Below are 16,800 nucleotides of genomic sequence, written 5' to 3'. Positions count from 1 at the left end.
CTCAGGACAGGGCCGCGGCCGCGTTGCGGCGTCCGCTGACAAGGACATAGGCGAGCAGGAGGACCAGCATCACCGCCATGACCATCATGGCCAGCGCCGAGCCGAAGGGCCAGTTGCGCGCGGCGAGGAACTGGGTCTCGATCAAGTTGCCGAGCATCATCACCTTTGCGCCGCCCAGCACGGCCGGCACGATGAAATTGCCGAGCGCCGGAATGAACACGATGACCGCACCGCCGATTACCCCCGGGGCCGTGAGCGGCAGCACGATGCGCAGGAACGTGCGAACCGGTCCGGCGCCGAGGTCGAGGGAAGCCTGCACAAGCCGCCAGTCGAGCTTTTCGACGCTGGCGTAGATCGGCATGAACATGAACGGGATGAAGATGTAGACCATGCCGAGAATGATCGCGCCGTCCGTGTAGATCATGTTGAGCGGCTGGGCGATGATGCCGAGGGCCAGCAGGACCTCGTTGGCAAGGCCGGTCTGCCTGAGGATGAGCACCCAGACGAACAGCCGGACGATGAGGCTGCTGAAGAACGGCAGCGTGATGAGAAACAGGCAGAAACTCTTCCAGCGGTCGGGCAGGAGCGACACGCAGAAGGCCGCCGGATAGCAGACCACCAGCGTGGCGATGACGGTGAGGGCCGCGATGCGAAGCGACCGGAAGAAGATCGCCATGTAGACCGGGTCGAATTCCTCGAAGGCCGGATCGGCAAAGCCGAGGATGCGTCCGAAATTGTGCGGATAAAAGCTCCACTCCACGCCGCCATAGAGGCCAGGCGTCAAGAAGCTCGTCACGATCATGATCGTGAGAGGAACGAGGAAAAACACGATCAGGAACAGCGACACCGGGCCGAGGAGGGCGGCGAGCTGGATGCGCCGGAGAAGCCTTGCCGACATGTCAGGCGACCTCCCCCTGGATGAGATGGACCGCGGAAGGGTCGTAATACCACCGGCTCTTCTGGCCTTGCTGCAATGCGCCGATAGTTGCGCGCCTTGCCGCCGGCACATGCGCCGAAAGCCGCCGGCCCTGCTCGGTGCGGCCGAACAGCTCGAAGCTCGAGCCGACGAAGACGATTTGCTCCACCACCACATCCACGGCCGGACAGCCTTCCGTCGCATCGAGGAAAAAGTGTTCGGGCCGGATGAGCGCCGTCACGCGGCTGTTTTTGGCTCCTTCGGAGGCGTGGCGGATCGTGGTCCCTTCCGCGGTCGTCACCACATCGCCGTTCGCCTGCCCCTCGAAGAGGTTGCTGGCGCCGATGAAGCTCGCAACGAAGGTGTTGGCGGGGTGGTCGTAGATGGCCCGCGGGGTGTCGACCTGCTGGATCCGCCCGTTGGACAGGACCGCGATGCGGTCCGACATGGTGAGCGCTTCCTGCTGGTCGTGGGTGACGAAGACGAAGGAAATGCCGAGCTCGTGCTGGAGCGTCTTGAGCTCCAGCTGCATCGTTTCGCGCAGGTTTTTATCGAGTGCCGAGAGCGGCTCGTCGAGAAGCAGGAGCTTCGGGCGGGCAATCAATGCGCGTGCCAGCGCCACGCGCTGTTGCTGCCCGCCGGAAAGCTGCCGTGGACGACGATTTTCCATCCCTTCCAGGCCGACCATCCGCAGGGCGGACGCGACCCTTTCGGTCCGCTCCGCCTTCGAGACCCTGGCCACTTCCAGCGAGTAGCCGACGTTTTCGCCCACGCTCATGTGGGGGAAAAGGGCGTAGTTCTGGAAGACGGTGTTGACCGGGCGCCGATAGGGCGGGCGGTCGTTCATTTCCTGGCCGTCGATGATCACCCGGCCGGAATCGAGCTCGACGAAACCGCTGACCGCCTGAAGAAGTGTCGTCTTTCCGCATCCGGACGGGCCCAGAAGCGTGATGAACTCGTTGCGCCCCACATCGATGTCGATGCCGTCGAGCGCTTTCAGGCTTTCCCCCTCAGGAGTGGAAAAGACCTTTGTGGCCCCCTCCAGTCGGACCATCGAATTTCGCATCTGTCGTTCCCCAGAAATGTTATTAATATAACGCTTGTGCGTTTTGGATATGTGGATATCATTTCTGGGTCGAAGTCAACGCTCGACAGGCGTCCGGAAGATCGGCACCGGCACGGAGCACCGTTCGGGCGGAAAAGAAGGGGAATACTCAATGCGCAATCCGAAATCGCGGCGGGGGGAGACCCGCCGGACAACCTCGCTGGCCCGCGCCGCTCTCGCCACGATGGCGGCGCTTCTGTCCACGGCGAGCCTGGCGTTTTCCGCCGAACTCAACATCTACAACTGGGGTGAGTACATCAATCCAGAAGTTCTGAAGAAGTTCGAGGAGGAGACCAAGATCAAGGTCAACCTCTCCACCTATTCCTCCAACGAGGAAATGCTGGCCAAGATTCAGGGCGGAGCGACCGGCTACGACATCGTCTTCCCGTCCGTCCACATGCAGGACATCATGGCCAAGCTGGACCTGCTCGAGAAGACCGACATCAACCAGTATGAAGGCTTCAAGAACATCGACCCGCAGTTCCTGCGCGCCAAGAGCGACCCCAAGGGAGAATATTGCCTTCCCTACGCCTTCGGCACGGTCGGCATCCTCTACAACCGCACGGTTCTGGGCAAGGACATCACCGGCTGGCACGATCTGTTCGAGACGGCAAAGGCCAAGGGCGTCAAGTTCACGCTGCTCGACGACATGCGCGAGGTGATGGCGGTCGGCCTGATCCTGAACGGCCATCCCGTCAACTCCACCGATCCGAACGACCTGCAGCAGGCCGCCGATACCATCATCGGGATCAAGCCGGAGGTTGCCGCTTTCACCTATGATGCGCGACCCATGGTGCAGTCCGGCGACGTTGCGGCCGCGCACTTCTTCGTCGGCGGCATGGTGGATGTCTTCGGCGACCCGAAAAATCTCGGCTACGTGATCCCCGAGGAAGGGGCGACCATGTATCAGGAAGACATCTGCGTGCTGAAAACCGCGCCGAACAAGGATAACGCGATCAAGTTCCTGCAGTTCTATACGCGTCCCGAGGTCGCCGCGCTCAACATCGCGCAGCAGACGAACGGAACGCCCAACGTTCCGGCACGCCAATTGACGCCGGAGAACATCAAGAATAGCAAGGAAATCAACCCGACCGACGAGACCATGAAGCGCCTTCAGATCTTCGAGGATCTGGGTTCCGGACTGCGCCAGCTCGACCGGGCATGGACGAAGGTCAAGACCGCCCAGTAGATCAATAGCTACCCGCCTGCCCAGGCGGGTGGGTATACAGGGGAAGCAGTGTCCAATCGTATATTGAAGCTAGTCCGAAGCGAGGAACTCAGGCGGTCAAAGTCCGACCGCCTGATCGCCAATTATATCGAACGCAACATGGTAGAGCTGCCCTATGAGACAGCCCGCTCGATTGCGACCCATCTGCGCATCTCGCCGATGACGGTGGGCCGCTATCTGCGCCGCCTGGGCTTCGATGGCCTCGACGATCTCAAGAACGAACTGCGGCGAGGCCATTCCAACCCGGCCTGGCAGGTAAAGGGCCAGGTCGATCGCCTCCAGCAGGACATCCGCGATGGAAAGCTCATTGCCGGGCTCATCCAGGAGCAGGTCGACAATCTAGGGCAGATATACGAACTCACCACCTCGCCCGAATGGCAGCAGGCGATCGATCTACTGGTTTCGGCAAGCGAGGTCTATGTCGCGGCCTACCAGAATGTGCGCGGCATCGCGCAGTATTTTGCCAGCCAACTTTCATACACCCGGCCCAGGGTGCAATTCGTCGACGGGTTGAACGGCACCTATGCCGAGGTGCTCGATGGATCGGTCGAGGGCAGGGTCCTTTTCCTGCACGACGTGCGCCGGTTCGCGGCGAAAGCCCAGCCGCTTGCGCTCGAGGCGCGGCGAGCCGGGGTCAAGGTCATCCTGCTTACCGACGAGTTCTGTCTTTGGCCCAAGGAGGCTTCGGACGTGGCGCTGATCGTGCCGGGATCGCACGGACCTTTGTGGGACGGTGCCGCGACCATGACGGCGGTGATGGACCTGCTTCTGAGCAACATCATCGTGTTGCTTGGCGACCAAGTGAACGAACGCGTCGAACTACTGACCAGGCTGCAGGATACATTTGGCGATTTCGAGGCCTGAGCGGCTTGGCCGCCCGGCCAAGCGCAACTCAGGCGAAATCGTAGACCGTTTCCTCGCAGTCGACGAAACCCCGGCAGCAATAGGCGACCGGGCCGGACATGATCGCCATGTCGCCAATAAGCTCGATTCCCAACGCGCCGGCCGGGAGGTGGACGGTGAAACGGTCGCTTTTCGTCAGGCCTCTCATCCGCGCAGCGTAAGCGGCGACGCAGGCGCCGGTCCCGCATGCCTGGGTGGCGATGCCGGGGCGCTCCCAGACAGCGAGCCGAATTGTCTCAGCATCGACCAGTTCGGCCACGCCGACATTCACGCCTTCCGGAAACAGTTGATGGTTCTGGATGGGGGCTGCGACCTTCGCCAGGTCGATCTCCGCAAGGCTGTCGACGAAATAGACTGCGTGCGGATTGCCGATCCAGAGGGCGACACCGTCACGCAGCGGGCCGTTCTCGACGGGCAGCCGCGTCGTATCGACTTCCTCGGCGAGCGGAAAGTTCTGCCAATCGCCGCTGATCGGTCCCATTTCGACGCTGACCTGCATCGGCCCGGAACGCCGGCATTTCAACAGGCCGCCGCCGGTTTCAAGAAGAAGCTCGGTACCGCCGGTTTCCTCGAGCAGCAGGTGCGCCACGCATCGGGTAGCGTTGCCGCAAGCCGAAACCTCGTGGCCGTCGATGTTGAAGATGCGCATCGCGGCATCGGCGCCGGCCGCGGAGCCTTGTTCGGAAGGGTGTTCGATGGTCAGCAACTGATCGCCGCCGACGCCGACCTGTGCGTCGCAGATGCGCACGATGTCTTCCTTTGTGAAAGCTCGTCGGTCGATCCGTCGATCGAAGATCACGAAGTGGTTGCGCAGCCCGTGCATTTTCACGAAAGCACGGCTGGTGTCGCTGGCCGTTTGCGGCCGGATTTTTTCAGGGCTCATCGCGTTCAATCGATCGGGTGCTGATGGCGGCATCTGATCATTACGCGCGCGACCGGGCAAGCGACTGTTTCGGCAAGCCACAACCGCGTCTATGAGACGAGTTTCTCGAGGGTCTGCTCCACAAGACGGGAGTAGCCGGAAACCCGCGGCGATGAGGCGTGGCAATCTTGATGAATGGTACCGCAAACCGATGGCTCACGGCACCATTCCGTTTTGAAGACGGGCGAAGAATTATCTCCACCCGCGATAGTAGCCGTAGGGCCGTCGGTAGTACCCACCAAATGGGTGCGCACGGTACCCATAGCGGTAGTAGCCGTAGGGCCGTCCGTAATACCCACCAAATGGGTGTGCACGATAGTAGCCGTAGTGCCGTCGATAGTACCCACCAAATGGGTGCGCATAACCGCGGTAGTAACCGTAAGGCCGGTAATACCGGTATCCGTATCCATAGGGCCGGTAGTAACGCCCGTAGCGGCAACCGCCATACGGTCCACGCCAGCCGCCCGGTCCGCAGCCCTGCGCCACGGGTTGCAGCATAGTCGATGCGCCCGTGTCGAGGGTAGCGGGGGTTGGGAAGGCTAACGCCGAGTATGAAGAGGCGAATAGAAGGCCGATCCCGGCCACAACTTTCAGGAGCTGACTCGTCATCTCTTTTTTCTCCGAAATGAAAGACAAGCCCTTCAAAATCGGATGGCGACGCGATTGCCCGGGACAGGCGCTCGCTGCCCCATCCATGCTGGCATTATGCCCGAATTGGCGGTCGAAATGGCGGTCAGCCCAATCAACTTTTCTCGACTGAGGCGTCGTTTCGGCTTTTTCCGCATCCGACACTGCTTGCGGTTCCAAGGCGCGGCAGTGTCAGTTTGTCTGCCATTGCAGGCGCAAAGGAGTATAATATCAAAAGGTTGGCGATCTTGCGCTGGAGGCTGGGATGTCACGCCTTACAATCTATCTGAGCCGGTTGCTCGGCCTGTTCTTCCTGATTTTTACCGTGGCACTCTATGTGCAAAGGCCGACGGCCATCGAGATCGTCGGCCAACTCATGCACGATCGCTTGCTGATGTTGCTCATGGGCATGATCGCGCTTGCATGCGGCCTTGCCATCGTGCTGGCCCACAACATCTGGTCCGGCGGCGTTCTGCCTGTGGTTGTCACGATCATCGGTTGGCTGTTCGTGATCCGTGGCGTGTTGCTGATAGCGCTGCCGCCGGAGGTGTCGGCCATATTCGACCTGCTTCACTACACCAGATACTTCGATGTCTATGAACTGGTCGCGCTCGTCATCGGTGTCCTTCTGACATATGGCGGATTCAGAGTGGCGCTGCCACCGTCGGGTGCACCGCAGGACAAGCCCAACCCAGTTGATTGACGATAGGCGCACCCTAGAAGTGCTACCTCAATGGCTGGCGCTCGGTAGAGTTCTACGGGATCACGGCGACGGCGTGAGGCCGCACCATTCGGAATGGAGTTGGTGACGTTCCTGTCCGGGCTTTCCGGAAAATGCCGGTGCGGGCCATATCCACTTTCGCTCTTTGCGCCCTAAGATGGATCGGTAACGAGTCGGCCGGAGCGGGAGGTCGCCATGCTGGAGCATCCATTCGGGCGTACCGGCCTGGCCGTTTCGCGGATCGGCCAGGGCACATGGTACATCGACGAAGGTGACCGCAAGGCCGCCGTCGCGGCGCTGCGTGGCGGCATCGACCTCGGCATGACCCATATCGATACGGCGGAGATGTATGGCGACGCCGAACTGGTGGTGGGCGATGCCATTGCCGGCCGTCGCGACGAGGTGTTCGTCGTCTCCAAGGTCCTGCCGGGGAACGCTTCCTACGCCGGAACGCTCGCGGCCTGCGAGCGCTCGCTGCTGCGGCTCGGCACCGATCGGCTGGATTGCTACCTGCTGCACTGGCGCGGTCGCTACCCGTTGGAAGAAACTTTTCGCGCTTTCGAGGATCTGCGCCAGGCCGGCAAGATCCTGTGCTGGGGCGTCAGCAATTTCGACGTCGACGATCTCGATGAGGCGCTATCGGTTGCGGGAGAGGGCAGGATCGCTTGCAACCAGGTGCTCTACCATCTGCGCGAGCGCGCCATAGAGCATGGCGTTGTGCCCTGGTGCGCAGAGCATGGCGTGACGGTGGTGGCCTACAGCCCCTTCGGCCATGGCGAGTTTCCTGCCGACGCATCGGCAGGAGGGCAGCTGCTTGTCGAGATCGGCGAGGCGCATCGGGCAACGCCGCGCCAGGTGGCGCTGGCTTTCCTGACGCGCGAGGCGTCTGTCGTCGCCATCCCCAAGGCATCGACCCTGGGCCACGCGATCGAGAATGCAGGTGCGGGCGACATCAGGCTGAGCGCTGCGGAAATCGACCGCATCGATAAGGCGTTTCCGCGCGGCCGCTGGCCCGGCAGCCTGCCCATGCTCTGATCAGGCGAGGCGCTCAGGCCGGCTGCAGCCGCAGGGCACGCTGGCGCTGCCAGCGCATGAAGCCCACAAGGCCCGCAACGCAAAGCGTGCCGACGATCATCAGGAAGGCGGCCGCCGCCACCGCAGGGCTGATGTTCTCGCGGATGCTGGCGAACATCTGCCGCGCCAGCGTGCGCTGGTTGGGGCCGGCGACGAACAATGTCAGCACCACCTCGTCGAGCGAGGTGGCAAAGGCGAACACCGCGCCCGTCAGCATGCCGGGCATGATGATCGGCAGCGTCACCCGCCGGAACACGTTGAGGGGCGTGGCGCCGAGGCTGCTCGCCGCGCGCTCAAGCCAGGGGTCCATAGCAATCAGCGAACCCGACACGCTGACGATGACGAAGGGAATGCACAGCACTGCATGGGCGACGATGACGCCGAGATAGGAATTGGCGAGCCCGAGCCGGCCGTAGAGCATTTGCATGCCGACGCCCAGCACCACCGCCGGCACCACCATCGGCATCAGGAAGGTGGTGCGGATGGCATTGGCGAAAGGCAGATGGCTGCTGCGCAGCCCGAGTGCCGCTAGCGTACCGAGCACGGTGGCGACAATCGTCGCCCCCGATCCGATGATCAGGCTATTGACGATCGAACGGCGCCACACCTCGTTGTTCTGCAACTCGCCGAACCAGCGCGAGGAAAAAGTCTCGATCGGATAGTTGAGGAACACGCTCGAATTGAAGGCGAGCGGCAGGATGGCGATGATCGGCGCCAGAAGGAAGAACACGACTGCAAGCCCGAAGACGATCTGGGCGGCGCGCAGTGCGGGACTGGTCTTTCCGGCCATCGGTCAGGTCCCCACCATGGTGGGCGACCGCGACAGTCGCCCGTAGACGAGATAGAGCACGGTGGTGACGGCGAGCAGGATAAGGCCGAGCGCGCCCGCCATGCCCCAATTCGCCGTTCCTGTGGCGAAGAAGGCGATCACCGAGCTGATCATCTGGTCGTTCGGGCCGCCGACGAGGGCAGGCGTGATGTAGTAGCCGAGCGCCACCATGAAGACGAGCAGCGAACCGGACATCAGGCCGGGGAAGGCGAGCGGCAGGAGCACATACCGGAATGCCTTGAGCCGCGAGGCGCCGAGTGAGGCAGCCGCCGGCATCAAATTGGCCGGTATGGTCAGCAGCCCGCTATAGATCGGCAGCACCATGAAGGGCAGAAGCACATGCGTCATCGCGATCACGACGCCGGTGCGGTTGAAGATCAGCGGCAGCGGCTCGCTGATCAGGCCAATAGCCTTGAGCGCCTCGTTGATGAGCCCCTCGTTCTGCAGCAGGATGAACCAGGCTGCGGTGCGCACCAGAAGCGATGTCCAGAGCGGCAGCAGCACGGCAATCAGCAGCAGCGCACGCACCCAGCCTGTGGCGGATGCAGCTATCAGCGCATAGGGAAGGCCGATCAAGGCGCACAGCACGGTCACGGTCGCCGCGATCAGGAAGGTGCGCAGCATGATCTGGCGGTTCGCCGAGGCGCCGGCATCGACGGCAGCGATATTGCCGGCGGCGTCACGTTCGAGATCGGCGGCGGCCAGCAGGTAACGGTCGGTGTAGAGCGGCATGGCGTGCTTCACAGCCAGCCAGTATTTCGTCTCGCTCCAGCGCGGGTCGACCGTGGCGAGATCGAGCGCCTGGCCCTCAGGCGCATCCCTGACGGCACTGGTCGTGTGCGACATCAGCGAGCGGAACCCGGAAAGCTCGCTGTTCAGCCGTCGCACCGCATCACCAAAGGCAAGCTGGTCGACCGGCTTGCGCAGGTCGGCGACGAGAGCCTGCTGCATCTCCGGGCTCGGCGGAGTGTTTCCATCCCAGCCGGACAGGGCGGCTGCCGTCTCAGGCATTACGCCGCGCACTGTGCCGTCGGTCACCGAGGCCATCATCATGGTCGCCAGCGGCCAGAAGAAGAACACGACCAGAAAGGCTACCAGCGGGGTGATCAGCCCCAGTGCCGTCAGCCGTGCGCGCAAGGCCACTGACATCATGGCCTGATCACCGTGCATTCGTCGGGTTCGAATGTGGCGAAGGCTTCGGCGCCTACAGGCCAGGGGCGCGCCTTGCGCTCCAGCTTGGCGACCAGGTCGATGCCGCTGCCGGCCAGCCGCACGCGCAGATGGTCGCCCTGATAGACGGTGTCCAGAACCTTGACTTGGATCGAGTTGTCGGCGCCCGCCTGCTCGGCCAGCCTTACGCGCTCGGGGCGCACGCTGACGAGCGCGGCGTTCCCGGCGGTGAAATCGGTGGGAATGCTCGCTTGGACGATTGGCCCGCTTTCCAGTTTTATCCTGGCGTTCCGGCCTTCGCAGGCTTCCACCTTTCCGGTAAAGAGATTTGTCTCGCCGATGAATTCGGCGACGAAGCGCGTATTGGGCCGGTCATAGATCGCTTCCGGCGACGCCAGCTGTTCGATCCGGCCGGCATTGAACACGGCAATGCGGTCCGACATCGTCAGCGCCTCGCCTTGGTCATGGGTGACGAAAACGATGGTCAGTTCAAGCCGGCGGTGCAACTCGCGCAACTCGAACTGCATGTGCTCGCGCAGCTGCTTGTCGAGCGCGCCCAGCGGCTCGTCCATCAGCACCACGCTCGGCTCGAACACGAGCGCGCGGGTCAGCGCCACGCGTTGCTGCTGGCCGCCCGAAAGCTGGGCCGGCTTGCGATCCTTGATATGGCCGAGCTTAACCATGTCGATGGCGCGGCTGACGCGTTCGGCAGCTTCGGCCTTGGAAACGCCGCGCATCATCAGCGGGAAGGCGACGTTCTCGGCCACCGTCATATGCGGAAAGAGCGCGTAGTTCTGAAACACCACGCCCATATTGCGGCGATGGGCCGGCAGGTGGTCGATGCGCTTGTTTTCCAGCCTGATTTCGCCGCTCGTCGGTTCGATGAAGCCCGCGAGCATCATCAGGATCGTCGTCTTGCCGGAGCCGGACGGCCCGAGCAGGCTTACGAACTCGCCCTTCTCGATTTGGAGGTCCAGTTCATCGACGACCTTGAGCTGACCGAAGGCCTTGGAGATGCGGTCGAGAGTAATGAAAGCCGGCAAATTTCCCTCACTTCAGGCATTGCCTTTCCGGCGCGAGCCGGAAAGCACCTCAAGGAACCATCCCCGTCGATCGAGCTGGGCGATCGAACCGGAAAGGATGGTCGGACGGCCCGCACCTCAGGCGCGGGCCGTCCGTAGTTCCGGCGTCCTACTGAGCCAGCCAGGCGTTGAAGCGGCTGGTCAGCTCCTCGATATTGTCGACCCAGAAGGCGCCGTCGAGCGCCACGGCATCCACCATATTGGCTTCGGCCGTCGGCAGGTCGGCAGCCTCCTTGGCGGGCACGGCCGCGGCCGCTTCCTTCTGCGGCAGGCCGTAAGCGATGTAGTCGGGCAGCTTCGACTGGTTTTCCGGAGCGCTGGCAAAGGCGATGAAGTCCATCGCGTCCTGCTTGTTGGGGCTGTTGCGCAGCACCACCCAGCTGTCGATGGCGTAGATGCTGCCCGGCCAGACCACCTTGAAGTGCTTGCCTTCGGTCTTGTTGATGCCGGAGATGCGGCCGTTATAGGCGGTCGTCATCACCACTTCACCCGAGGCGAGCAGTTGCAGCGGCTGCGCGCCGGCTTCCCACCAGACGACATCCTTCTTGATCTCGTCGAGCTTCTTGAAGGCGCGGTCCACGCCCTCGGGCGTGCGCAGCACCTTGTAGACGTCGGCCGGTTTCACGCCGTCGGCCATGAGCGCGAATTCCAGCGAGTATTTCGGGCCACGGCGCAGGCCGCGCTTGCCCGGAAACTTCTTGGTGTCCCAGAAGTCGGCCCATGAGGTCGGCACATTGTCCTTCAGCTTGTCGCTGTCGTAGCTCAGCAGGGTCGACCAGACGATGGCGCCGACGCCGCAGTCATGCGCCGCAGCCGGCAGGAACTTGTCCTTGCCGCCGAGCTTGCTCCAGTCGATCTTTTCGTAAAAGCCGTCGGTGCAGCCGAGTTCGAGTTCCTCGGTCTCGACCTGCACCACATCCCAATTCGGCTCGCCGGCCTTCACCTTGGCGGCGATCACGCCGACGCCGCCGTCCCAGCTCTCGTCGAGCACCGGCTTGCCGAGCTTCTTGGCGAATGGCTCGAAATAAATCTTCTTCTGTGCATCCTGGTAATTCCCGCCCCAGGAAACGATGGTCAGGTCGCGCGCAGCCGCCGCGCCCGCTGCAAGCGAAAGCGCCAAAGCTGCCCCGCCGATCGTGCTGATTGTCCTCTTGAAAGCCATTTTATTATCCTTGTTCCACCTCTGGACAGAATAACAAAAGCACATCTCTGGTTGGTGCAACAGTGCTGATGCCGTTAGGTCAGGTGCTGGTTAATATATCGACCAGTTTTGAGGTCCGGTCTGCTGTTCAATATGTCGGCGGGGTCACCGCGCTGACGATTTGGCTTGGCTCGCCGCTCACATTGCGGAACCGGTGAGGCAAGCGGCTGTCGAAATAGTAGCCATCGCCCGGCTTGAGCACGCGGCGGTCATTGCCGACCGTGATCTCGACGGCGCCGGACATTACGAAGCCGGCTTCCTGCGCCTGATGGCTGAACGCTTCTCCCGTGTCCGCGCCGGGCGCATAGGTTTCGTGCAACATCAGAATGGAGCGGTTGGGAAAGTTGACGCCCAGCATCCGGTAGGAAATCGAACCATTATTGCCGATTTCGATGCAATCCCGCGCGGAATAGAAGGGTGAGGAGGGAACGGACGACATTAAGCCGGAAAAGAAGCCGGTCAGCGTCGTGCCCAGCGCGTCCAATATGGCGCTCAGCGTATCCACCGATGGGCTGATGCGGTCGCGCTCGATGAGCGAGATCGTCGAATGCGAAATTCCTGACCGCACCGCCAGCTCCCTGATGCCGAGATGTCGGCGCCGCCGCAGTTCGCGCAGGTGTGCTCCGATTTGCGACATGGCATCCCCCTCCCTGGATTTCTTGCGCCGAATGGTAGCAGCGACTGGTCGGAATACTAGACAGGTCTTTCCGGTCCGATTGTCTGGCAGGCACGCGTCCGTCACTCTCTGCGCGACCCCATTCATTCGGAACACAAAAATGTCGCTGCCTGCCGAACTTGTTGCCCGCACCCGCTTCCTCAAGGCGCCCAGCCCCGCCGCCATTGCCGATACCGGCGAGATCGAAAAGACGGTCAAGGAGATCCTGACCGCCGTGCGCGAGCGTGGCGACGAGGCACTGCGCGAATACAGCCGCGTCTTCGACCGCGCCGAGGTCGAACACTTCGAGGTAAGCATGGCCGAGCGCGAGGCGGCGGTGGCCGCCCTCGACCCGCAGACGGCTGCCGACACGCGCTTTGCCATCGAGCGCGTGCGCGTTTTTGCCGAGGCGCAGCTTGGCACCATGCTGCCGCTCGAGGTCGAACCGCTGCCCGGGCTGCATCTCGGCCACCGTGTCATTCCCATCGCCCGCATCGGCGCCTATGTGCCGGGCGGCCGCTACCCGCTGCTGTCGGCGCCGGTCATGACCATCGTGCCGGCAAAGGTCGCCGGTTGTGACGAGGTCATTACCTGCCTGCCGCCCAATGCGCACCAGGCGATGATCGCAGGTTGCCACCTGTCAGGCGCCGATCGCATCTTCCGCGTCGGCGGCGCGCAGGCCATCGCGGCCATGGCCTATGGCACCGAAACCATCCCCGCCGTCGACAAGATCGTCGGTCCGGGCAATGCCTATGTGAACGAGGCCAAGCGCCAGGTGTTCGGGCCGGTCGGCATCGACCAGCTGGCAGGGCCGAGCGAGATCTTCATCGTCGCCGACTCTTCCGGCGATGCGGCGATGATCGCCACCGATCTTCTGGCGCAGGCCGAGCATGATGTGCGCACCCGCGTCGGCCTGATCACGACGGATGCCAAGCTGGCTGAGGCTACGCTGGCCGAGGTCGAGCGGCAGCTCGCGGGCTTGCCCACGGCGGCAGTTGCCGGGCCAGCCTGGCGCGATTTCGGCCAGATCGTCGTCTGCGAGGATGAGGCGGCAATGATCGCCTATTCGGACTTCATCGCCGCCGAGCATCTGCAGGTCCACACTGTGGACCCTCAGGCAACGGCGAAGAAGCTGCGCAATTACGGCTCGCTGTTCATCGGCCCGATGGCGAGCGTGGTCTATTCGGACAAATGCTGCGGCACCAACCACACGCTGCCGACCATGGGAGCGGGCCGCTACACCGGCGGACTCTGGGTCGGCTCCTATGTCAAGGTCTGCACGTATCAGTGGCTCGAACGCGCGGGCGTCGAGGCGGTGGCGCCGCCCGCCATCCGACAGAGCGCCAGCGAGGGGCTCGAAGGCCACCGCCGCGCCGCCGCGCTGCGCATGGAGCGGATGCAGCTTGGGTGAACGGCGCTGCGGCCGGCTTGGCCGACTGTAAGCGGCTCTCAGCTATTCGCCTTCATCTCTTCTGCCCGGCGGCCTCGAGTATGAGTTGCGTGATCTCGTCGGGATGGGAGATCAACGAGAGGTGGCTGGACTTCAATTCGATCGTCTTGGCGTCCATCCGTTTCGCCATGAAGCGCTGGAGGTCCGGATTGATCGTCCGGTCCTCGGTGGAAACGGCATAATAGGTCGGCTTTTCCCGCCAGGCCGCGTGCGCGGCCTTGCCGTCGAGCAGAGCCTTGTGGAATGGTTCCTGGACCGCATAGAGCACCTTCGCCTTCGCCTCCGGCAAGTCGCCGGCGAAATCCCGCAGGAAAGCTTTCTCAGAAAGACGCCCTTCGTCGCCGTCGAAGACGATGCCGGCCGATGCCGGTGGCGCCGGATAGCGTTTGGCAAGGGCGGTGTAATCCTCGTCCGCGTCCGGCGCGCGTGCCGCCACGTAGACGAGCGCAGTGACATTCGGCTCGATACCCGCCTCGGTGACGATCATGCCGGAGAAGGAATGGCCGACCAGAACCGTCGCACCGGCCTGTCGCTCCAATACGCGCTGCGCCGAAGCGACCGCTTCGGGCAAGGTCGTCAGCGGGTTCTGCACGGAAGTGGGGTTGAGCCCGGCCGCCTGCAGGCGCGCGATCACATCGGCCCAGCAGGATCCGTCGGCGAACAGGCCGTGCACCAGCACGATGTTTTGTGCCTGTATTTGTCTTTGGGCGGGGGCTGCCGCTACGCTGGGCCTTGAGATCAATGGAGCAGCCGCGGCTGCGAGCAGTGTTGAGGAAAAGGTACGTCTGTTCATCAACATGGTTTTGTTCCTTCATCCATACGAGGCAAGGCTGGAGGGGGACGACGGGATATCGATGGCGGACGGTTTCAGCGCTGTCCGGGTCCAGTCGGCTTCACGCCGGCAGGGGGGGGTGCCGAGCCTAAGGAGGCCGCTTCGACGGGTCCCGATACTCATGGCACGCTGCTCCAGCGCGCAGAACGGCTGCGGGACCCAATCCGTTCCCCGTGCCGCTCTCGACATTTCCGTGTCTCTTGCCGGGGATCCCTCCGGGAAACTGTTGATCCGATTGACGCCGGGACGTATTTCTCATGTCGACAAGAGGGATGCCTGATGACTACTGCCGACACCAAATCCATTCCCGAACGCAAGCGAGGCTCGGGCGTGAGGATGGTCTATGACCTGCTGCGCGACGAGATCCTTGATCTGGTCCTGCCGCCGGGCAGCCCGATCGACGAGGTGCAGCTGGCCGAGCGTTTCAAGATGTCGCGCACGCCCATTCGCGAGGCCCTGGTGCGGCTGGCGGGCGAGGGGCTGATCGACACGCTGCCCAATCGATCGACCATGGTGTCGAACATCGACTTCCTGAACATGCACACCTATTTCGATGCGCTGGTTCTGATGTACCGCGTCACGACGCGACTGGCGGCCGAGCACCATCGCGCCGAGGATCTCAAGGTGATCCACGCCCGTCAGGCCGAATTCGCTGCTGCCGTGCAGGCGCAGGACGCGCTGGCGATGATCGCCACCAATGCGGCTCTCCATTCGGCGATCGCGGAGGCAGGGCGCAATCCGTATTTCACCGGCCTGTTCAACCGGCTCCTGGACGAGGGGCGGCGGATCCTGCGGCTCTACTACCAGTCCTACAATGACCGACTGCCGCAGCGCTTCGTCGATGAGCATGAGGACATGATCGCCGTCATTGCCGCCCGCGATGTCGATGCTGCCGATCGTCTCGCCAAGGCGCATGCCGAGCAGATCGTTCACCAGATCCAGAAGCTTTTTACCCGCAACGAGCGGCTGGATATGGCGCTGTGAGTTCCCGTCGATTTCTTGTCGACAAATAAAATGCAAAGCGTATAATCAGTGTCGAGGGCACGGATACGGCGTCGTTTTGGCGTGGCGATCCCTGCCGAAATGACAGGCCCCAGAGGAGTTTGAGATGAAGGCCAAGATTTTCTCCGGCGTAATTCCCGCACTGATGACCCCCTGCAAGGAGGACCGCACCCCCGACTTCGACGCGCTTGTCCGCAAGGGCAAGGAGCTGATCGCCAAGGGCATGTCGGCGGTGGTTTACTGCGGCTCCATGGGTGACTGGCCGCTCCTGACCGACGCCCAGCGCCAGGAAGGCGTGGAACGCCTGGTCAAGGCTGGCGTGCCGGTCATCGTCGGCACCGGAGCAATCAACAGCGCTTCGGCCGTGGCGCATGCCGCACACGCCCAGAAGGTCGGCGCCCAGGGCCTGATGGTCATCCCTCGCGTGCTGTCGCGCGGCTCGGTCATCGCTGCCCAGAAGAACCACTTCAAGGCGATCCTGTCGGCCGCGCCAGACCTGCCGGCCGTCATCTACAACAGCCCCTATTACGGCTTCGCCACGCGCGCCGACCTGTTCTTCGCGCTGCGCGCCGAGCACCCGAACCTCATCGGCTTCAAGGAATTCGGCGGTAATGCCGACATGCGCTATGCGGCCGAGAACATCACCAGCCGCGACGACGAGGTCTCGCTGATGATCGGCGTCGACACCTGCGTCTTCCATGGCTTCGTCAACTGTGGCGCGACCGGCGCCATCACCGGTATCGGCTGCGTGCTTCCGAAGGAAGTCATCCACATGTGCAACCTGGCGCAGGCGGCCGCCGCCGGTGACGTAGATGCCCGCCAGCGCGCGCTGGAGCTGGAATCGGCGCTCGCCATCCTCTCTTCGTTCGACGAAGGCCCGGACCTCGTTCTCTACTTCAAGCATATGATGGTGCTGAAGGGCGACAAGGAATACACGCTGCACTTCAACGAGACCGACGCACTGACCGAGAGCCAGCGCGGCTATGTCGAGACCCAGCTGAAGCTGTTCGACACCTGGTATGCCGAGTGGAGCAAGCTCCCCGGCGCGGTGCAGAAGTATAAGGGCTGATCCCGAGCAATCGC

17 protein-coding genes are annotated in these 16,800 nt (G+C 62.9%); 7 read left to right on the top strand and 10 right to left on the bottom strand.

Annotated elements, in window-relative coordinates:
- Position 1: 1 nt before the first annotated feature.
- A complete protein-coding gene (locus tag C7I85_RS12825) occupies positions 2–898 on the bottom strand; it encodes an ABC transporter permease (protein ID WP_106724379.1) in 897 nt (298 codons plus the stop codon).
- A 1-nt stretch (position 899) separates the two neighbouring features.
- Positions 900–1,982, bottom strand: coding sequence for an ABC transporter ATP-binding protein (locus tag C7I85_RS12820; protein WP_106724378.1), 1,083 nt, complete (start codon positions 1,980–1,982; stop codon positions 900–902).
- 223 nt (positions 1,983–2,205) lie between these two features.
- Here C7I85_RS12820 and C7I85_RS12815 point away from each other — a divergent pair, with 223 nt between their 5' ends.
- Both C7I85_RS12815 and C7I85_RS12810 read left to right on the top strand, forming a co-directional pair.
- On the top strand, positions 2,206–3,210 hold the full coding sequence (locus tag C7I85_RS12815; RefSeq protein ID WP_106724473.1) for a polyamine ABC transporter substrate-binding protein: 1,005 nt from the start codon (positions 2,206–2,208) through the stop codon (positions 3,208–3,210).
- A gap of 48 nt (positions 3,211–3,258) precedes the next feature.
- Positions 3,259–4,113: a MurR/RpiR family transcriptional regulator gene (locus C7I85_RS12810; RefSeq protein WP_106724377.1), complete on the top strand. Its 855-nt coding sequence runs from the start codon at positions 3,259–3,261 to the stop codon at positions 4,111–4,113.
- 28 nt (positions 4,114–4,141) lie between these two features.
- On the opposite strand, the gene dapF is transcribed toward C7I85_RS12810, so the two are convergent.
- Positions 4,142–5,200 (bottom strand): diaminopimelate epimerase, encoded by a 1,059-nt coding sequence (gene dapF, locus C7I85_RS12805; protein ID WP_245444918.1) that lies wholly within the window; start codon positions 5,198–5,200, stop codon positions 4,142–4,144.
- Positions 5,201–5,266: 66 nt separating this feature from the next.
- Positions 5,267–5,572: a GCG_CRPN prefix-to-repeats domain-containing protein gene (locus C7I85_RS32275; protein ID WP_428832854.1), complete on the bottom strand. Its 306-nt coding sequence runs from the start codon at positions 5,570–5,572 to the stop codon at positions 5,267–5,269.
- A gap of 394 nt (positions 5,573–5,966) precedes the next feature.
- Between C7I85_RS32275 and C7I85_RS12800 the strand changes: the two genes are divergently transcribed.
- Both C7I85_RS12800 and C7I85_RS12795 read left to right on the top strand, forming a co-directional pair.
- Positions 5,967–6,404 carry a hypothetical protein gene (locus C7I85_RS12800; protein WP_106724375.1) on the top strand — a complete coding sequence of 146 codons (438 nt, stop codon included), beginning with the start codon at positions 5,967–5,969 and terminating at the stop codon, positions 6,402–6,404.
- Between the two features lie 213 nt (positions 6,405–6,617).
- A complete protein-coding gene (locus tag C7I85_RS12795) occupies positions 6,618–7,457 on the top strand; it encodes an aldo/keto reductase (RefSeq protein ID WP_106724374.1) in 840 nt (279 codons plus the stop codon).
- A 13-nt stretch (positions 7,458–7,470) separates the two neighbouring features.
- Here C7I85_RS12795 and C7I85_RS12790 read toward each other — a convergent pair whose 3' ends face one another.
- The 5 genes from C7I85_RS12790 to C7I85_RS12770 form a co-directional block, all read right to left on the bottom strand.
- On the bottom strand, positions 7,471–8,286 hold the full coding sequence (locus C7I85_RS12790) for an ABC transporter permease (RefSeq protein ID WP_106724373.1): 816 nt from the start codon (positions 8,284–8,286) through the stop codon (positions 7,471–7,473).
- Between the two features lie 3 nt (positions 8,287–8,289).
- Positions 8,290–9,477, bottom strand: coding sequence for an ABC transporter permease (locus C7I85_RS12785; protein ID WP_106724472.1), 1,188 nt, complete (start codon positions 9,475–9,477; stop codon positions 8,290–8,292).
- A complete protein-coding gene (locus C7I85_RS12780; RefSeq protein ID WP_106724372.1) occupies positions 9,474–10,538 on the bottom strand; it encodes an ABC transporter ATP-binding protein in 1,065 nt (354 codons plus the stop codon). The genes C7I85_RS12785 and C7I85_RS12780 overlap by 4 nt, the downstream gene beginning before the upstream one ends.
- A gap of 148 nt (positions 10,539–10,686) precedes the next feature.
- Complete coding sequence (locus tag C7I85_RS12775; RefSeq protein ID WP_106724371.1) at positions 10,687–11,739, bottom strand: ABC transporter substrate-binding protein; 1,053 nt, start codon at positions 11,737–11,739, stop codon at positions 10,687–10,689.
- 127 nt (positions 11,740–11,866) lie between these two features.
- Complete coding sequence (locus C7I85_RS12770) at positions 11,867–12,415, bottom strand: cupin domain-containing protein (RefSeq protein WP_106724370.1); 549 nt, start codon at positions 12,413–12,415, stop codon at positions 11,867–11,869.
- Between the two features lie 139 nt (positions 12,416–12,554).
- Between C7I85_RS12770 and hisD the strand changes: the two genes are divergently transcribed.
- A complete protein-coding gene (gene hisD, locus C7I85_RS12765; protein WP_106724369.1) occupies positions 12,555–13,844 on the top strand; it encodes a histidinol dehydrogenase in 1,290 nt (429 codons plus the stop codon).
- Between the two features lie 52 nt (positions 13,845–13,896).
- On the opposite strand, the gene C7I85_RS12760 is transcribed toward hisD, so the two are convergent.
- On the bottom strand, positions 13,897–14,682 hold the full coding sequence (locus tag C7I85_RS12760) for an alpha/beta fold hydrolase (protein ID WP_106724368.1): 786 nt from the start codon (positions 14,680–14,682) through the stop codon (positions 13,897–13,899).
- Positions 14,683–14,994: 312 nt separating this feature from the next.
- On the opposite strand from C7I85_RS12760, the gene C7I85_RS12750 reads away from it, so the two are divergent.
- Both C7I85_RS12750 and C7I85_RS12745 read left to right on the top strand, forming a co-directional pair.
- On the top strand, positions 14,995–15,699 hold the full coding sequence (locus C7I85_RS12750; RefSeq protein WP_106724366.1) for a GntR family transcriptional regulator: 705 nt from the start codon (positions 14,995–14,997) through the stop codon (positions 15,697–15,699).
- A 124-nt stretch (positions 15,700–15,823) separates the two neighbouring features.
- Complete coding sequence (locus C7I85_RS12745; protein WP_106724365.1) at positions 15,824–16,786, top strand: dihydrodipicolinate synthase family protein; 963 nt, start codon at positions 15,824–15,826, stop codon at positions 16,784–16,786.
- Positions 16,787–16,800: the final 14 nt, after the last annotated feature.

It is taken from the genome of Pseudaminobacter soli (ex Li et al. 2025) (genome assembly GCF_003012705.1).
In the GTDB taxonomy this organism is placed as follows: Bacteria; Pseudomonadota; Alphaproteobacteria; order Rhizobiales; family Rhizobiaceae; genus Pseudaminobacter; species Pseudaminobacter soli.
The sequence above is the reverse complement of the archived record's forward strand: the minus strand, read 5'-3'. Positions and strand labels throughout refer to the sequence as shown.